Below are 15,176 nucleotides of genomic sequence, written 5' to 3'. Positions count from 1 at the left end.
CCGAAATCAGAAAATCCATGATAATTTTTATAGCTGCAATTTCAGTCTTTCTAATAAATTTACCATTTGGATTTTGGCGATCAAAAGTTAAAAAATTTTCACCGCAATGGTTTTTAGCAATTCATCTTCCGGTTCCATTCGTAATTCTACTAAGAATTTATTCTAATGTTGGGTTTGAATTTTATACTTATCAAATTTTGATAGGAAGTTTTTTTCTCGGACAATTTTTGGGAAAAATTTTAATTCCAAAATTTTTACATTTTTCAAATTAACCTAGAGATTTATTAAAGATAAGAACTTTGAAAATATCTAATAAAAAAACCTCGAAAGTTTGAAACTTCCGGAGGTTTCTTTTATTTACTCCTAAATTCTAACTTCTTTTTTACTAACTACTTTTTATTCGCTTTTGCTAATTCAATATCTGTCAAGGCACCCAAAATGTTACAACTTTTTAACTTCTTCCGGAGTTAGTTGAGTTGTTAATTGCATATTTGACATTTGAGTTACTGCATCTTCCAAAGTTGCTGAAGCACCATCATGGAAATATGAGTTGCGGTTAAAAGCAATATTTCTTAAAGTTGGAACTTTAAACATAAATTTCTCAGCTTCATTTTTGTAATATCAAATCTGCCCATATCTTTTGTATCTGTATAAGGTTTATACAATCCCATTTTTTTGATACATGTTTCCGCCCAAAAGTGGACCGGTATGACAAGTGGTACAACCTTTGTTCATAAAAATTTCCAAACCTTGAGCTTCTTCATCAGTCAATGCATTTGGATTTCCGCCTAAAAAGAAATCGAATCTATCTTTTGTAATTAATGTTTCTTTCAAATGCGGCAACAGCTTCACCTAAATTATCCCAAGAAATTTTGGATTTGCTGGAAATGCTTTCGCAAACATTTCCAACATATTCCGGCATTGCGGATAATTTATCTTCAACTTCTTTTGGATTATCCATTCCCATTTCGAGAGGATTTGAAATTGGACCTAATGCTTGTTCTTTAAATCTTTAGCTCTTCCATCCCAAAATTGTGCAAATTGAAAACAGCATTTAAAACTGTTGGAGAATTTCTTGTACAATTGTTCTGGTTTTTGCTCCTGGTGAAGTTGGTTTATTATCAACTCCGGCTTTGCCCGGATCAATTGAGAGACAAGTATTACACGATTGCGAATTTGTTTTAGATAATTTTTCTTCAAAATACAATTTTTTCCCTAATGCAATTTTTTTTCGGAGTATCGGTTTCAGCTCAGAGCATTGAAGCTGGTAATTTCATAAAAATACTTTCGCTTTTTGCTTACAATGCAATTTTATCAATTTCCGGTTTAGATTCACCGCACGAGACAACTATTATTGCCAACGCAATTGTACCTAACAAAAAAATACTTATTACTTTTCTCATTTTTACCTCATTTTATTTGGAATTCTATTTATGAATTCTGGAATAATTTATACACTAAAATAAAAAATTAGGTAATCATTAAAAATTTTCTTCTTAAGTTTTTTCTGTTTTTTAACATTTGAAAAAAGAAAAAAAGGATTTTTTCTAATCTTGATTTTTTTTGCAAGATTACGTACTTTTACTTTAGAAATAAACAAGGTTATTTAAATGAGCGAAGATTTACGCGAAGATATTAAAACAATTGAAGAGCATACCAATACAGAATATAAATGGGGATTTGTTACCGAAATTGAAGAAGATGCATTTCCCAAAGGATTAAATGAAGGTATAATTAGGTTGCTTTCTCAAAAGAAAAATGAAACTTGAATGGATGACCGAATGGCGGTTAAAGGCTTACAGGCATTGGTTAACAATGGAAGAACCAAATTGGGCAAAAATTAAAAAGATAAATTTGATTACCAAAATCTCAAATATTATTCTACTCGAAGAAAAACCGGAGTTGGAAAGTCTGGATCAAGTTGATCCCGAATTATTAGCAACATTTGAAAAATTAGGAATACCTTTAGAAGAACAAAAGATTTTAAGCGGTGTGGCAGTTGATGCAGTTTTTGATTCGGTTTCCGTAGCTACAACTTTCAAAGAAACACTTGCAGAAAAAGGAATTTTTTTTGTTCGATTTCGAAGCAATTAGAGAACATTCAGATTTGGTAAAAAAATATTTGGGATCTGTTGTTCCTCAAACAGATAATTATTTTATGACTTTAAATTCTGCTGTATTTAGTGATGGCTCATTCGTCTATATTCTAAAGGTGTTAGATGTCCTATGGAACTTTCAACTTATTTTAGAATTAATGCAATGGATACTGGACAGTTTGAACGAACATTAATAATTGCTTGATGAAAATAGTTACGTTAGTTATTTAGAAGGTTGCACAGCTCCTTGAGAGATACAAATCAACTTCACGCTGCAATTGTTGAATTAGTTGCTCTAGAATGCGGGAAATTAAATATTCAACAGTTCAGAATTGGTTCCCGGGAGATAAAGAAGGTAAAGGTGAATTATAATTTTGTTAAAAACGCGGAATTTGTAAAGGTAATAATTCTAAAATTTCGTGGACGCAAGTCGAAAAACCGGCTCCGCAATTACTTGGAAATATCCAAGCTGTATTTTGCAAGGGGATAATTCAAGTTGGAGAATTTTACTCCGTTGCAGTAACAAATAATTATCAGCAAGCAGATACCGGAACAAAAATGATTCACTTGGGGAAAAAAACAAGCAGTACAATTGTTTCAAGGGGATTTCCGCCGGAAGAAGCAATAAATCTTACAGAGGTTTAGTTAAAATTGGGAAGAACGCACTCACGCAAGAAACTTTTCTCAGAGCGATTCTATAGTTGATGGGAAATAATTGCGGTGCACATACTTTTCCGTATTTAGAAATAAATAACAATACTGCTACTCGTTGAGCATGAAGCAACAACTTCAAAGTTGGTGAAGATCAAATATTTTATTTGAACCAAAGAGGAATTTCTACGGAAGATGCAGTTAATATGATTGTCAATGGATTTTGTAAAGAAGTATTTAATAATCTTCCGATGGAATTTGCGGTTGAAGCTCAAAAGTTGCTAGCAATTAGTTTAGAAGGCAGTGTTGGGTAAATAAGTTAAAATCCTTAGCTAACAGAAAAAATGAAAAGTTAAAACCACAATTAAACATAAAAGTTGTCATTCCCGAAGTTTCTAATCGGGAATCCAGAAATTGAAAAAGAATAAAGGAAAATTAAATGATCAAGATTAAAATCTTCATGCAAATGTTGAAGGAACTGAAATACTAAAAGGAATTGATTTAGGTGTTAATGCCGGAGAAATCCATGCTATTATGGGTCCAAACCGATCTGGTAAAAGTACCCTTGCAAATGTATTAGCCGGAAACGAAGCTTACGAAGTTACCGAAGGTGAAATTATTTTTAATGAAAAAAATATTGTTGAAATGGAACCGGATGTTAGAGCCCGCGAAGGATTATTTCTAGCCTTCCAAGATCCAATTGAAATTCCGGGTGTTAGTAATTCCGTATTTTTAAAAACCGCAATAAATGAAATTAGAAAGCATAACAATCAAGAAGAAATTTCCGCAAAAGATTTCTTAAATCTTATAAAGGAAAAAGCAAATATCTTAGGAATGGATAGCGCATTAATTAGTCGTTCGGTAAATCAAGGATTTTCAGGCGGTGAGAAAAAACGCAATGAAATTTTACAACTTTTAACTCTTAATCCAAAGCTCGCAGTACTTGATGAAACTGATTCCGGTCTTGATATTGATGCACTCAAAATTGTTGCGCATGGTGTAAATAAATTCAAAAATAAAGAAAATGCTGTAATTCTTGTAACTCATTATCAAAGACTGCTTGATTATATCGTTCCGGATTTTGTTCATGTTTTATATAAAGGTAAAATTGTAAAATCCGGTGATAAAAATTTAGCTCTTGAATTAGAAGAAAGAGGTTACGATTGGATAATAAAAGAACAAACTGAATTGGTTTAGGATAATTTCTCAATGAAAGAAAATAATATAAAAAACTGGTATTTAGAAAATTTTTCACAATTTGCAAAAGCAAATAATGATGAAATTAGCAATAATAGAAATGAAGCAGCAAAATTATTTGAAACTTTAGAATTCCTACAAAAAAAATGAAGAATGGAAATACACAAATATTTCACCAATTCTAAATCATGAGTTTATCCCGTCACCATTGACTAAAACCAATGTTGATAAATTTTATTAGAAAATATTTAATTCCAAATCTGGAAGTGCATCTTTTAATTTTCATTGTCGAATTTATAATAAGGAATTGTCCAAAATTAATGATCTGGAAAATGGTGTAGTTGTTGATAGTTTTTTTTTCATTTTAAAATAAAATTAAATTGATTTACAACTCTTAAACAATTCATCTAACAATTTAAATTCATTTACGTTATTAAATCACACTTTTACTTATGATGGTTTTTTTATTCACATTCCTAAGAATAAAATTGTTGAAAACCAATCCATATTATAAATATTGCTGTAAACAACGCTGGTAAAGCAACTTATACAGCCAAGAAATTTAGTTATTGCAGAGGAAAATACTCAAGCAAATATTATTTAGGAAAAGACGGACGAATATTTTACAAATGTGATTACAGATATCTATGTAAAAGAAAATTGCAAATCAATTTTATAAAATTACAGAATGAATCAAATGCCTCATTTCATATTGATAAAACAGATATTCATCAAAAATAATTCAAGCATTCTTAATCACTTTCGCTTTCATTCGGAAGTAAAATTGCAAGAAACGATATTAACACAAAATTAGATGGCGAAAATATTGAATGCCATCTTTTTGGATTATACTTAGGAAATGATGAACAGCATATTGATAACCATACTTTTATAAATCATGCAAAACCAAATTGTATGAGCAATGAATTATATAAAGGTATTTTGGATGATAAAGCTAAAGGAGTGTTTTCCGGGAAAATATTAGTTGATCGAATTGCTCAGAAAACAAATGCGTTTCAGTCAAATAAATCAGTACTGCTTTCAAATGAAGCCAGCATTGATGCAAAACCGCAACTGAAATTTATGCAGATGATGTAAAATGTCGCACGGAGCAACAGTTGGAAAACTTGATGAACAAGCTATTTTTATATTCGATCAAGAGGTGTTTCTGCAGAAGCTGCAAGATCAATGCTCATAAGAGCATTTATCGATGATGTAGTAAGTGAGATTAAATAGAACAATTAAAAGATAAAGTAAATCACATAATATTTGAGCATTTACATAGAGAAGCATTCTAATGAATTTTGATGTTGATATTAAGCACAGTACAAAGCAAACAAAAACTTTTAGAAAATTTTTTTTGATGATGTTAGAAACGATTTTCCAATTCTAAAAGATTTGTTAATGGAAAGCCATTAGTTTATTTGGATAATGCCGCAACTTCACAAAAACCTCAATCTGTAATTGATGCTATTACAAATTATTACACTTACGAAAATGCCAATATTCATAGGGGTTTGCATTTCTTAAGTGAACTGGCGACTGAATCTTATGAAAGTGCTCGTTTAAAAATAAAAGAGTTTTTAAATGCAATGAGTGTTTCGGAAATAATTTTTGTTCGAGGAGCAACGGAAGGAATAAATTTAGTATCTAATTCACTTTGCAGAGCAAATTATTTTTCCGAAGGTGACGAAATTATAATTTCGTATATGGAACATCATTCTAATATTGTCCCTTGGCAATTACTTTGTGAAAGAAAAAATTTAATTCTAAAAGTGGTTCCAGTTAATGATAGCGGTGAATTTATATTTGAAGAATTTGAAAAATTAATATCACCTAAAACAAAACTTGTTTCGGTTGTTCATATTTCAAATGCATTGGGTACAATAAATCCGGTTAAAGAAATTGTAAAGAAAGCTCACGAATTTAATATCCCAGTTTTGTTAGATGGAGCCCAAGCAGTTTCTCATGTTAAGGTTGATGTTCAAGATTTGGATTGTGATTTTTATGTTTTTTCCGGACATAAAGTTTTTGGTCCTACCGGCATTGGAGTTCTTTATGGTAAGACAGAATTTTTAGATAAAATGCCTCCATTTCAAGGTGGCGGCGATATGATTAGAGAAGTTACGTTTGAAGGGACAACTTATGATGATCTCCCGCAAAAATTTGAAGCTGGAACTCCGAATATTGTTGGAGGAATTGCTCTGGGAACAGCTATTGATTATTTAACCTCATTCAACTCCGAAGATATTGCTCTACATGAAGATAAATTATTAAAGTATGCAACCGATAGACTGCTTCAGATTGAAGGATTGAAAATTATTGGAACTGCAAAAGAAAAAGCTTCAGTTGTGTCATTCGTTATTAAAGGAATTCACCCTTATGATATTGGGACAATAATTGATACGGACGGAATTGCAATAAGAACCGGACACCATTGCACAATGCCACTTATTAAGAGATTTGGTCAACCGGCGACTGCAAGAGCATCATTTTCAATGTACAATAAAATTGAAGAAATTGATCAATTGTATTCTGCACTTTTAAAAGTTAAAAAAATGTTTTCTTAGGTACTTCAATGATTGATAAAGGATATTTAGAGCAAAAAATAATTTCTGTTTTAGAAACTGTTTATGATCCGGAAATTCCCGTAAACATTTACGAACTTGGTATGATTTACAATATTAAAATAGATGATGGTGCTAATGTTGAAATCATGATGACACTAACTTCACCAGCATGCCCGGTTGCTGAAAGTTTACCCGGAGAAGTAAGGCAACGAATTAAAGAAATTGAAAATGTTAATGATGTAAAAATTAATTTAGTCTGGGAACCTCCATGGAATAAGGATATGATGAGTGATGAAGCAAAATTAAATTTAGGATTTTTATAATAATTTTTAGAAAGGAAAAAATGTTTGAAATAAATAATCTTTTCTCCAACCTATGATCCGCGTGCGGTTCAACCAATGCGAGATGAGTTAATATATATTGGATTTAAAGAATTGACAACATCAGAACAAGTTGATGAAATTTTGTCAAAAATAATGATGAAACAACTCTTGTGTTTATTAATTGGTGTGCGGATGTGCCGCCGGAAGTGCAAGACCAGGAGTTTCATTGGCATTACAAAATAATTTAATTCCAGATAATATTGTGACTGTATTTGTGGGCAAGATAAATTATCAGTAACAACTGTACGCGAAAAATATTTGGCAAAATTTCCTCCTTCATCTCCTTCAGCTGCATTGATAAAAAATGGAGAAGTAATATCCATGCTGCCTCGTCATCATATTGAAGGAAGATCACCGGAACAAATTGCCGAAGTTCTTCAAAATATTTTTTCTAATTATTGTACAAAACAAGGTCCCTCAATCCCAAAGGAAAAATATGATAAATTGGTTCATGCTAAAATGTGCGGTTCAAGAATTCCTTTGAATGACGAATAAATTTCTAAACAATGAAATTTACAACACAAGAAGAATATGGCTTAAGATGTTTAGTTAGATTAGGAAACTCTATACAAAAGGAGGGGCTTAACAATTCCGGATATCAGCAGTAATGAAGGGATTTCAGAAGATAATGTGGCCAAAACATTAAGACTTCTTAGATTGAACGGATATTTAGAAAGCGAAAGAGGAAGAATTGGGGGCTATTCTTTAACAAAGCATCCAAAAGACATATTAATTGGCGATGTGATGGGTATTTTAGGCGGTAAATTTTTTGAATCATCATATTGCCAATTACATAATTCCGAATCAATTACTTGCACTCATTCAACTGATTGTTCAATTAGATCATTCTGGCAGTTGATTCAAAATCAATTGATCAAGTTATGAATAATCTTACTTTACAAGATTTGCTAAATTCGGAAAAAATATTTTTTGAGGAAACAAATAAAAAATTGAAGTTCAAGAATCTACTTAAATACTCAATTCTTTGCCTTACTGCATTCATCAACTAAATAAATAATTGATTGATAATTAATTCCACTGTGTTTTGTTAAACCAATTTCGCAAGTTTTGCTTGTTGAGTAACCATTTTTACAATTATGATCGGTTACAAATTCACTTAAATTTTCTAATGCTGATTCATTGAGTTCAGGATGTATAAATCCTCTATCACCGGCAAAACCGCAGCAATAAATTTCTTCCGGAATGAAAACATTATTACAACATTTTTTTGCAATAGTAATAAGTTTGTTTTTCAAATCCATTTTCTCGGCACTGCACGTTGTATGAATTGTTATAGAATCTTCAATTGTATTAAAATCTAATTCATCTAATAGAAAATCATGAATGAATTCAATTGAATCATATATTTTCAATTGTGGATTGTTCAGTTTTTGTAAATCATCTTTAATAGTTTTAACACATGGACTCGTATCAAAAATAATTTTTATTTGTCCATTGTTGCTTGCTTTAGTTAAACTTGAAATCAGTTGCTTACTTTTTTGTTCGGCTGCATCAAAAAATCCTTTACTCGAAAAAGGCATACCACAGCAAAGCGAATTTAAATTATCTGGATAAATAATATGATAATCAGCTTTCCTTAATAAATTTTCCATAGCTGAATTTAATTCTTCATTATACTTTGATTTTTTTGATTTCCAAAAGTGCGGCTTATACAGCTTGGAAAATAAATTACAGTTTTTCTGATTGCTGAATTGTTTGTTTTTGAATATTAAATTTTGCTCCTTTCGTCAAAGCTTCATTCCACATTGGAGTTTTATTTTTAAATATTCTTCTAGTTAAATTTGATGAACTTTTTAAAAATTTATCCCCAAAAATTTGCTGAAGAATTATTACGAAGTTTAATCCAAATTTTATAAAACTTACTATTGCTGAAAAATGTTTTGAAATAAATAACGCAAAAGATTTTTCACTTTTTGTGTGCAATGAACTTCTAATTTGCTTTATTAATTTTCCAGTATCAATATTTACCGGACAACTTAATTCGCATAAACCATCAGTTGCACAAGTCTGTTCTCCATAATATTGGTATGAATTTTCAAGTTTTGTGATTAAATCAATATTCATACTTTCAGATTTCATTTTATTAATTTCTCGCCAAACTGTAATTCTTTGTCGAGGTGTTAATGTTAAATTTTTTGAAGGACAATTATTTTCGCAAAATCCGCAATCAATACATTTATCAATTAATTCATTTACAATTGGTGTTGGTTTTAAATTTTTTATATGAATTGACTCATCATTATTTATTAATACTCCTGGATTTAAAATTCCATTCGGGTCAAATAATTTTTTGATTCTGATCATAATTTCATAAATCTCATTCCCCATTCATATTTTACAAACGGAGCCATATTTCTTCCGGTTCCGTGTTCTGCCTTAAGCGAGCCATCATATTTATTTATAACTAATTCAACAACTTCATTCATAAATTTTTTATATCGATCGACTTCTTTTCATCGTTAAAATCTTGCGCAAAAACAAAATGTATATTTCCCGAAAGCGCATGTCCCCAAATAATATTTTCCGAATAATTATATTTTGCAAAATTGATTTAAGATCTTCAACGGCATTTGCTAAATCTTTTGTATTAAAATTTAGATCCTCAATTATAACGGTTGTTCCTTCTTTTCTTGATTTACTTACCGATGGGAACAATCCCTTTCTTACATTCCATAATTTCAAATATTCATTTTTATCCTTTGTAAATTCAACTGGTCTTACAGTTTTTACTAAACTCAACGCATTTTTTATTCTATTGATATTAAAATCTAAAACAATTTCATCGGGAGCTGAAGTTTCAATTAAAAGTGCAGCAGATTCTTGCGAAAGATTTTTTAAGTAAACGGGCATTCCATTTTTATCTTCAACAGATTTTAAAGCTGCTCTATCCATTAATTCTGCGGCATCAATTGGGAGTTCATTAAGAATTGGAATTGTTGAGCAAGCTTTTTTCACATTTGGAAAAATTATTAGTGAAGTTCCTTTATAGGGAAAAGAATTCACAGTATTTAAAGTAATTTCTGAAATAAATCCTAACGTGCCTTCTGAACCAATCATTAAATGTTTAATTATTTCTATGGGATCTTTAAAATCAATAAGTGAGTTTACGCTATATCCCATAGTGTTTTTTAATCTGATATTTCTTTTTAATCTTATTTCTACAAATTTCATTTTGATTTAATTCTATTGAAAGATTTAATAATTCAACAATTAATTTTCTATTTTCTTCTATAAATTTTAATTTCTGATCGGCGTTTGAAGTATCAAGAATTTTTCCGTTTGGAAAAACAATACGCATTTCTGAAACTGTATTGTATGCATTATTTTTTATACCACTCGTCATTCCGCTTGCATTATTTGATGCAATGCCGCAAACCGTTGCGGCATTTATTGAAGCGGGATCTGGTCCAATTTTTTTATTGAATTTACTAAGTTCAAGATTTGCTCTTCCGCCTAAAACAGCTGGTTCCAAAGTAATTTTAGTTTTGCATTCGGAAATTTTAATTTTATTCCATGACCTATCGGCAACAAGTAAAACAGAATCTGAAATTGATTGACCGGATAAGCTTGTGCCGGATGCACGAAATGTAATTGGGATTTTAAATTTGTTACATGAATTTATTATAAAAATAATTTCATCTTCTGAAATTACTTTAACAACAATTTTAGGAATCAACCTATAAAAACTTGCATCGGTCCCGTAAGCTAAAGTATTTAGTTCATCTTCGAAAATTCTATTTTGGGGGATTACAATTTTTAATTCGTTAATTAATCTTTGATAATTTTCTTTTAACATTTTGAAGATTTTTAGAAGTATTGATAAGTTAAATTTAGAAAAATAAAAATGGAATATCTAAATGATATTCCACTCTATAAATTATTTTGAACAAGCAGATTCAACTTCTTTAATTGTTTTAGGTATTGGTTTTCCTAAAACTCTATTTCCATCTTTCGTTATTAGAACATTATCTTCAATTCTAATTCCGCCAAAATTTCTGTACTCACTTAATTTTTTATAATTGATATACTTAATAAATTTTTTCTCACTTTTCCATTTATCAATTAATGCGGGAATAAAATAACATCCGGGTTCAACTGTTACGACAAATCCCGTTTCTAATTTTTTTGCTAATCTTAAATATGCTAAACCAAATTGATTACTTCTTTTTACAGTTTTATCATAACCAATATAATTTTCACCTAAACTTTCAAGATCGTGAACATCCAAGCCGAGCATGTGCCCAAGCCTGTGCGGAAAAAATAAAGCATGCGCTCCTTCTTCAACGGCTTTATCAATATTACCTTTCATAATTCCATATTTTTTCAAACCGTTTGCAATTATTTTGCTGCATTCAAATGAACATCTTTATATTTAATTCCGGGTTTCATCATTTTAATTGATTCAAGTTGTGATTCCAAAACAATATTATAAATTTCTTTTTGTTTTTGAGTGAACTTTCCACTTACCGGAATTGTTCTTGTTGTATCGCTTGCATAACCTAACATTGTTTCTGAACCCGAATCCAGAACTGCAATTTGTCCATCTTGCATAATATTTTCATGCGAGTGGTTATGGAGAATTTCCCCGTTAACTGAAAATATAATTGGAAACGAAACTCCATTTCCTTTTGAAATTGCAATACCTTCAACTTTTCCGCAAACTTCTCTTTCTGTAATACCAACTTTAATTTCTTTCATTGCTGTAATATTCATATAATAACTTACTTCAAGAGCTTTTTCAATTTCAGTAATTTCTTCTTCAGATTTTATTGACCTTTGTTGAATGACAGATTTAATTAATTTTACTGAAGAATTGTTATTAATTTCACCAGCTTTTATATCCAAAATTTCTTGAAGTAATAATAAATTATCTGATCGATATTGCGGTAAATAGTGAATTTTATTTCCATGAGAAATTTTCTTTCTTATAAAACTTTCTAATTTGGAAAAAGGTTTTGTATTTTCAACACCAACTTTTGCTGATTTATTTTCAATTGTATCGTCAAATCCCATCCAAACTACGTCATCCAAACTTCTGTTATCACCAAAAATAGTTTCTTTGTTTTTCGAAATATCAATAACTGCAGCTAAGTTTGGTTCATTAATTCCCCAATAATATAAAAAGGAACTATCTTGTCTGAAGCGATATGTGTTTCCTAAATAATTCATTGGCATTTCATTATTTCCAAGGAATAAAAGAATTCCGTCTTTGAACTTTTTCTTTAATTCATCTCTTCTGTTTTTATAAGTTTCTGTTTTAAACATAACATCTCCAAAAATTTTAACAATTCAACTTTACTAATTATTAAATTAGCATTAAGATTTATTTTAAGAAAGATTTTATTTTTGATTTTTTACTTCTTATTACATATTATGAAAATCAATTTTTTAAAGAATAAACTATAATTTTATTGTGAATAAATATTTAAATGATTTTTTCTAACATAAATTTGAGCATATTATGAAAAACCTTTGGAGTACTAATTTCCTAGTATTTTCTATCTTTTTCCTACTATCATATTTCTCGTTTAGCATTTTGTTTGATAACTTGAAAATAGATCGTAATGAATTGCAAATTAAAAAGTTAAGTAAAAAGGAAAGAAAAAAAGCAAGAACTGATTATTTTTTTAATATTATCCGTGATCCAAAAACAAATTCAATTCCGGAAAATATTAGACGAAGAGAATTAGAGTTTGCAAAAAAATTACCGAAAAAAAATAGTACTGATTTATACAAAAATAGTTCAACTGGATTTGTATGGACAGAAGTTGGACCAAACGATGTCGGCGGAAGAACAAGAGCTTTAGCAATTGATGTAACTAATTCAAATACAATTATTGCCGGTGGAGTTTCCGGAGGAATTTGGAAATCAATTGATAATGGCGAAACTTGGCAGCAAAAGAGTGGTAATAATGAAGCATTCAGTATTACATCAATTGTACAAGATCCAAGAAACGGATTTACAAATACTTGGTATGCTTGTGGTGGTGAAATAAATGGAAACAGTGCATCAGATAGAGGATTTACCGCTCGTTATTACGGAAACGGATTGTTTAAATCTATTGACAATGGAGAAACTTGGACTGCTGTTGAAAATTCAAAAAGTAATCCAACCAAATGGGATTCAAATTTTGATTATATGTCAAAATTATTAATTCATCCAACAACTGGATCTTTATTTGCAGTTGCTAATGGTTTGGGAATTATTAAGTCAACCGATGGTGGTGTAAACTTTAATATTTCATTGGGTGCTTTGAATGACCATTATTATAGCGATATAATTGTAAAATCTGATGGAACTTTAATAGGAGTAATTTCAGATTATGGATTTAATGAAACAAAAACGAATACACCGGGAATTTATAAATCAACAAATAATGGATTTAGTTGGACAAATATTACTCCGGTGGATTTCCCTTCTGATCATCATAGAAGTGTTTTAGGAACTTCAAAATTATCTACACCAATTTTTTACATACTCACATTTACCGGTAATAATTTAACTGACGGAAATGAAGATGTGAAATTATTCAAATTGAGTTTGGATAATTCAGTTACAGAAAATTTAACAGCTAAATTACCAAAATTCGATTCTGAATCTTTCGAATATCAAGGTCATTTATATACTCAAAGTAGTTATAATTTAGCAATTGCAGTAAAACCTGATGATGATAATTTTGTTTTAATTGCCGGTACTAGTTTATTTAGATCAACTGATGGATTTTCTACAGCAATTACTAATCCTAAATTAGGATGGATCGGTGGATATCATTCAAGTGAATTTTTCTATCCAAATTTACATCCCGATATTCATAACATAACATTTGATCCTAATAATTCAAATCAAGTTTGGGTTGGGCATGACGGGGGGTTTAAGTTTTTCTAATAACATTTCTGACGTTTCATATTCTCAATTTTTTCCTTGGGTAAACAAAAATAATGGATATAATGTTACCCAATTTTACACCGTAAGTATTCCAAGTAAAGCTGATGATTTTAGAATAATGGGTGGAACACAAGATAATGGAACACCGTTTTTTATATGGAATAACTCAAATGAAGCAACTTCTGACTTAAGTTCTGGCGATGGTAGTTATTCTCATTTTACTTCCGGGAAATTCGCATATTCCTCAATTTACGATGGACAGATTTATAGACTTAATTATGATAATTCTGGTATTCCAAGTTTTGATGCTGGTTGGACAGAAATTACTCCTTTAAATGCAACCGGGCAACTTTTTATTAACCCATTTGTAATTGATGCAAATAAAGAAAATATTATGTATTATCCAGCAGGAAATTCAGTATGGAAAAATGCTGCAATCACTTTAATTTCTCCTTATTTGCAAGGAGGAACAGAAAGTGGATGGATTGAACTTGCTAATATGAAAATGCCTGAGGAATATTCAATAACTGCGATTAATGTGACAAGTTCAAATCCAACAAATTTACTTTACTATGCTGGATATAAAGAAAATGAAATTCCAAAAATTTATAAACTTGAAAGTGCAAATAGCGCAACAACCGGAAACGTAGATGTTTCAATTCCAACCGCAAGTTTAGGAGCTTATATTCATCATATAGCAATCAATCCGGAAAATGGTAACGAAATTCTTGTTGTTATATCAAATTATAATGTTCCAAGTTTATTTCACTCAACTGATGGAGGACAAAATTACACAGAAATTGAAGGAAATTTAGCAGGCGATGAAACTAATCCGGGACCTTCAATAAGATCTGCAATAATTCATCCCAATAATAGTTCAACAAATTATTTTGTTGGTACCAGTACGGGATTGTATTCAACTTCTACTTTAAATGGAAATAATACAGTTTGGGAACAAGAAAGTTCGAATGAAATTGGTAATGTTATTGTAGAATTTCTTGATGCGAGAACCTCAGATGGAATAATTGCAGTTGCAACACATGGAAGAGGATTATTTATCGGTAAACCAAACGGTGCCGTAAATATTGAAGATAATGTAAAAATTGAAAATGAATTTGTATTAAATCAGAATTATCCCAATCCATTTAATCCAACTACAAAAATAAATTTTACAATTACCAAATCGCAAAATGTTAAGTTAAATGTTTTTAACAGCAACGGAGAATTGGTTAAATCATTGATTAATAAAAATCTTATTAACGGAAATTATTCTATAGAATTTGATGGAAGGAATTTCGCTTCGGGAATTTATTACTATAGATTGGAAAGTGAAAATTTTAATTCAACTAAAAAAATGATTTTGCTAAAATAA

18 protein-coding genes and 4 pseudogenes are annotated in these 15,176 nt (G+C 30.1%); 12 read left to right on the top strand and 10 right to left on the bottom strand.

Annotated features, from left to right (window positions below):
• Positions 1 to 17 precede the first annotated feature (17 nt).
• Positions 18 to 272 carry a hypothetical protein gene (locus IPM32_07815; protein ID MBK8945166.1) on the top strand — a complete coding sequence of 85 codons (255 nt, stop codon included), beginning with the start codon at positions 18 to 20 and terminating at the stop codon, positions 270 to 272.
• Positions 273 to 441: 169 nt separating this feature from the next.
• Here IPM32_07815 and IPM32_07810 read toward each other — a convergent pair whose 3' ends face one another.
• From IPM32_07810 to IPM32_07795, 4 genes are all read right to left on the bottom strand, one after another.
• Positions 442 to 594: a hypothetical protein gene (locus IPM32_07810; GenBank protein MBK8945165.1), complete on the bottom strand. Its 153-nt coding sequence runs from the start codon at positions 592 to 594 to the stop codon at positions 442 to 444.
• Between the two features lie 63 nt (positions 595 to 657).
• Positions 658 to 834 carry a hypothetical protein gene (locus tag IPM32_07805; GenBank protein ID MBK8945164.1) on the bottom strand — a complete coding sequence of 59 codons (177 nt, stop codon included), beginning with the start codon at positions 832 to 834 and terminating at the stop codon, positions 658 to 660.
• Positions 806 to 967 (bottom strand): hypothetical protein, encoded by a 162-nt coding sequence (locus IPM32_07800; GenBank protein ID MBK8945163.1) that lies wholly within the window; start codon positions 965 to 967, stop codon positions 806 to 808. The genes IPM32_07805 and IPM32_07800 overlap by 29 nt, the downstream gene beginning before the upstream one ends.
• Before the next feature lie 87 nt (positions 968 to 1,054).
• Positions 1,055 to 1,207 carry a hypothetical protein gene (locus IPM32_07795; GenBank protein MBK8945162.1) on the bottom strand — a complete coding sequence of 51 codons (153 nt, stop codon included), beginning with the start codon at positions 1,205 to 1,207 and terminating at the stop codon, positions 1,055 to 1,057.
• A 403-nt stretch (positions 1,208 to 1,610) separates the two neighbouring features.
• Here IPM32_07795 and sufB point away from each other — a divergent pair.
• From sufB to IPM32_07750, 9 genes and pseudogenes are all read left to right on the top strand, one after another.
• Positions 1,611 to 3,061 (top strand): annotated as a pseudogene (gene sufB / locus IPM32_07790) (Fe-S cluster assembly protein SufB).
• Between the two features lie 169 nt (positions 3,062 to 3,230).
• Positions 3,231 to 3,944, top strand: a complete 714-nt coding sequence (gene sufC, locus IPM32_07785) for a Fe-S cluster assembly ATPase SufC (protein MBK8945161.1) — start codon at positions 3,231 to 3,233, stop codon at positions 3,942 to 3,944.
• Between the two features lie 12 nt (positions 3,945 to 3,956).
• Entirely contained in the window at positions 3,957 to 4,094 is a 138-nt protein-coding gene (locus IPM32_07780; GenBank protein MBK8945160.1) for a hypothetical protein, read from the top strand.
• A 633-nt stretch (positions 4,095 to 4,727) separates the two neighbouring features.
• On the top strand, positions 4,728 to 5,042 hold the full coding sequence (locus IPM32_07775) for a SufD family Fe-S cluster assembly protein (protein MBK8945159.1): 315 nt from the start codon (positions 4,728 to 4,730) through the stop codon (positions 5,040 to 5,042).
• Between the two features lie 51 nt (positions 5,043 to 5,093).
• Positions 5,094 to 5,180: a hypothetical protein gene (locus IPM32_07770; protein ID MBK8945158.1), complete on the top strand. Its 87-nt coding sequence runs from the start codon at positions 5,094 to 5,096 to the stop codon at positions 5,178 to 5,180.
• A 188-nt stretch (positions 5,181 to 5,368) separates the two neighbouring features.
• The gene (locus IPM32_07765; protein MBK8945157.1) at positions 5,369 to 6,514 is read left to right on the top strand and encodes a cysteine desulfurase; all 1,146 of its coding nucleotides are present in this window, start codon (positions 5,369 to 5,371) and stop codon (positions 6,512 to 6,514) included.
• Between the two features lie 11 nt (positions 6,515 to 6,525).
• Positions 6,526 to 6,837, top strand: coding sequence for an SUF system Fe-S cluster assembly protein (locus IPM32_07760; protein MBK8945156.1), 312 nt, complete (start codon positions 6,526 to 6,528; stop codon positions 6,835 to 6,837).
• A 75-nt stretch (positions 6,838 to 6,912) separates the two neighbouring features.
• Positions 6,913 to 7,392: pseudogene (locus tag IPM32_07755) on the top strand (BrxA/BrxB family bacilliredoxin).
• 11 nt (positions 7,393 to 7,403) lie between these two features.
• Positions 7,404 to 7,907, top strand: a pseudogene (locus tag IPM32_07750) (Rrf2 family transcriptional regulator).
• On the opposite strand, the gene IPM32_07745 reads toward IPM32_07750, so the two are convergent.
• The 6 genes and pseudogenes from IPM32_07745 to IPM32_07720 all read right to left on the bottom strand — a co-directional run bounded on the left by IPM32_07745 (position 7,875) and on the right by IPM32_07720 (position 12,183).
• A complete protein-coding gene (locus tag IPM32_07745; GenBank protein MBK8945155.1) occupies positions 7,875 to 8,510 on the bottom strand; it encodes a (Fe-S)-binding protein in 636 nt (211 codons plus the stop codon). The pseudogene IPM32_07750 and the gene IPM32_07745 overlap by 33 nt on opposite strands.
• Positions 8,511 to 8,586: 76 nt before the next feature.
• Positions 8,587 to 9,222, bottom strand: coding sequence for a 4Fe-4S dicluster domain-containing protein (locus IPM32_07740; GenBank protein MBK8945154.1), 636 nt, complete (start codon positions 9,220 to 9,222; stop codon positions 8,587 to 8,589).
• Complete coding sequence (locus tag IPM32_07735; protein MBK8945153.1) at positions 9,219 to 9,344, bottom strand: hypothetical protein; 126 nt, start codon at positions 9,342 to 9,344, stop codon at positions 9,219 to 9,221. The genes IPM32_07740 and IPM32_07735 overlap by 4 nt, the downstream gene beginning before the upstream one ends.
• A 7-nt stretch (positions 9,345 to 9,351) precedes the next feature.
• The gene (locus tag IPM32_07730; protein MBK8945152.1) at positions 9,352 to 10,089 is read right to left on the bottom strand and encodes an FAD-binding oxidoreductase; all 738 of its coding nucleotides are present in this window, start codon (positions 10,087 to 10,089) and stop codon (positions 9,352 to 9,354) included.
• Positions 10,028 to 10,714, bottom strand: a complete 687-nt coding sequence (locus IPM32_07725) for an FAD-binding oxidoreductase (protein ID MBK8945151.1) — start codon at positions 10,712 to 10,714, stop codon at positions 10,028 to 10,030. The genes IPM32_07730 and IPM32_07725 overlap by 62 nt, the downstream gene beginning before the upstream one ends.
• Before the next feature lie 81 nt (positions 10,715 to 10,795).
• A pseudogene (locus IPM32_07720) lies at positions 10,796 to 12,183 on the bottom strand (aminopeptidase P family protein).
• A gap of 283 nt (positions 12,184 to 12,466) precedes the next feature.
• Here IPM32_07720 and IPM32_07715 point away from each other — a divergent pair.
• Both IPM32_07715 and IPM32_07710 read left to right on the top strand, forming a co-directional pair.
• Positions 12,467 to 13,804 carry an exo-alpha-sialidase gene (locus tag IPM32_07715; GenBank protein ID MBK8945150.1) on the top strand — a complete coding sequence of 446 codons (1,338 nt, stop codon included), beginning with the start codon at positions 12,467 to 12,469 and terminating at the stop codon, positions 13,802 to 13,804.
• A complete protein-coding gene (locus IPM32_07710; GenBank protein ID MBK8945149.1) occupies positions 13,779 to 15,176 on the top strand; it encodes a T9SS type A sorting domain-containing protein in 1,398 nt (465 codons plus the stop codon). The genes IPM32_07715 and IPM32_07710 overlap by 26 nt, the downstream gene beginning before the upstream one ends.

This window comes from Ignavibacteriota bacterium (assembly GCA_016716225.1).
Classification (GTDB): Bacteria; Bacteroidota; Ignavibacteria; order Ignavibacteriales; family Melioribacteraceae.
This window is presented reverse-complemented; position numbering and strand designations above follow the sequence as displayed.

Excerpts from the sequence above, each read along its gene's own strand:
- IPM32_07815 (MBK8945166.1), top strand. The coding sequence starts at position 18 with ATGATAATTTTTATAGCTGCAATTTCAGTCTTTCTAATAAATTTACCA.
- IPM32_07810 (MBK8945165.1), bottom strand. The coding sequence starts at position 594 with ATGTTTAAAGTTCCAACTTTAAGAAATATTGCTTTTAACCGCAACTCA.
- IPM32_07800 (MBK8945163.1), bottom strand. The coding sequence starts at position 967 with ATGGGAATGGATAATCCAAAAGAAGTTGAAGATAAATTATCCGCAATG.
- IPM32_07780 (MBK8945160.1), top strand. The coding sequence starts at position 3,957 with ATGAAAGAAAATAATATAAAAAACTGGTATTTAGAAAATTTTTCACAA.
- IPM32_07745 (MBK8945155.1), bottom strand. The coding sequence starts at position 8,510 with ATGGAAAATTTATTAAGGAAAGCTGATTATCATATTATTTATCCAGAT.
- IPM32_07740 (MBK8945154.1), bottom strand. The coding sequence starts at position 9,222 with ATGATCAGAATCAAAAAATTATTTGACCCGAATGGAATTTTAAATCCA.
- IPM32_07735 (MBK8945153.1), bottom strand. The coding sequence starts at position 9,344 with ATGAATGAAGTTGTTGAATTAGTTATAAATAAATATGATGGCTCGCTT.
- IPM32_07730 (MBK8945152.1), bottom strand. The coding sequence starts at position 10,089 with ATGAAATTTGTAGAAATAAGATTAAAAAGAAATATCAGATTAAAAAAC.
- IPM32_07725 (MBK8945151.1), bottom strand. The coding sequence starts at position 10,714 with ATGTTAAAAGAAAATTATCAAAGATTAATTAACGAATTAAAAATTGTA.
- IPM32_07710 (MBK8945149.1), top strand. The coding sequence starts at position 13,779 with ATGACGGGGGGTTTAAGTTTTTCTAATAACATTTCTGACGTTTCATAT.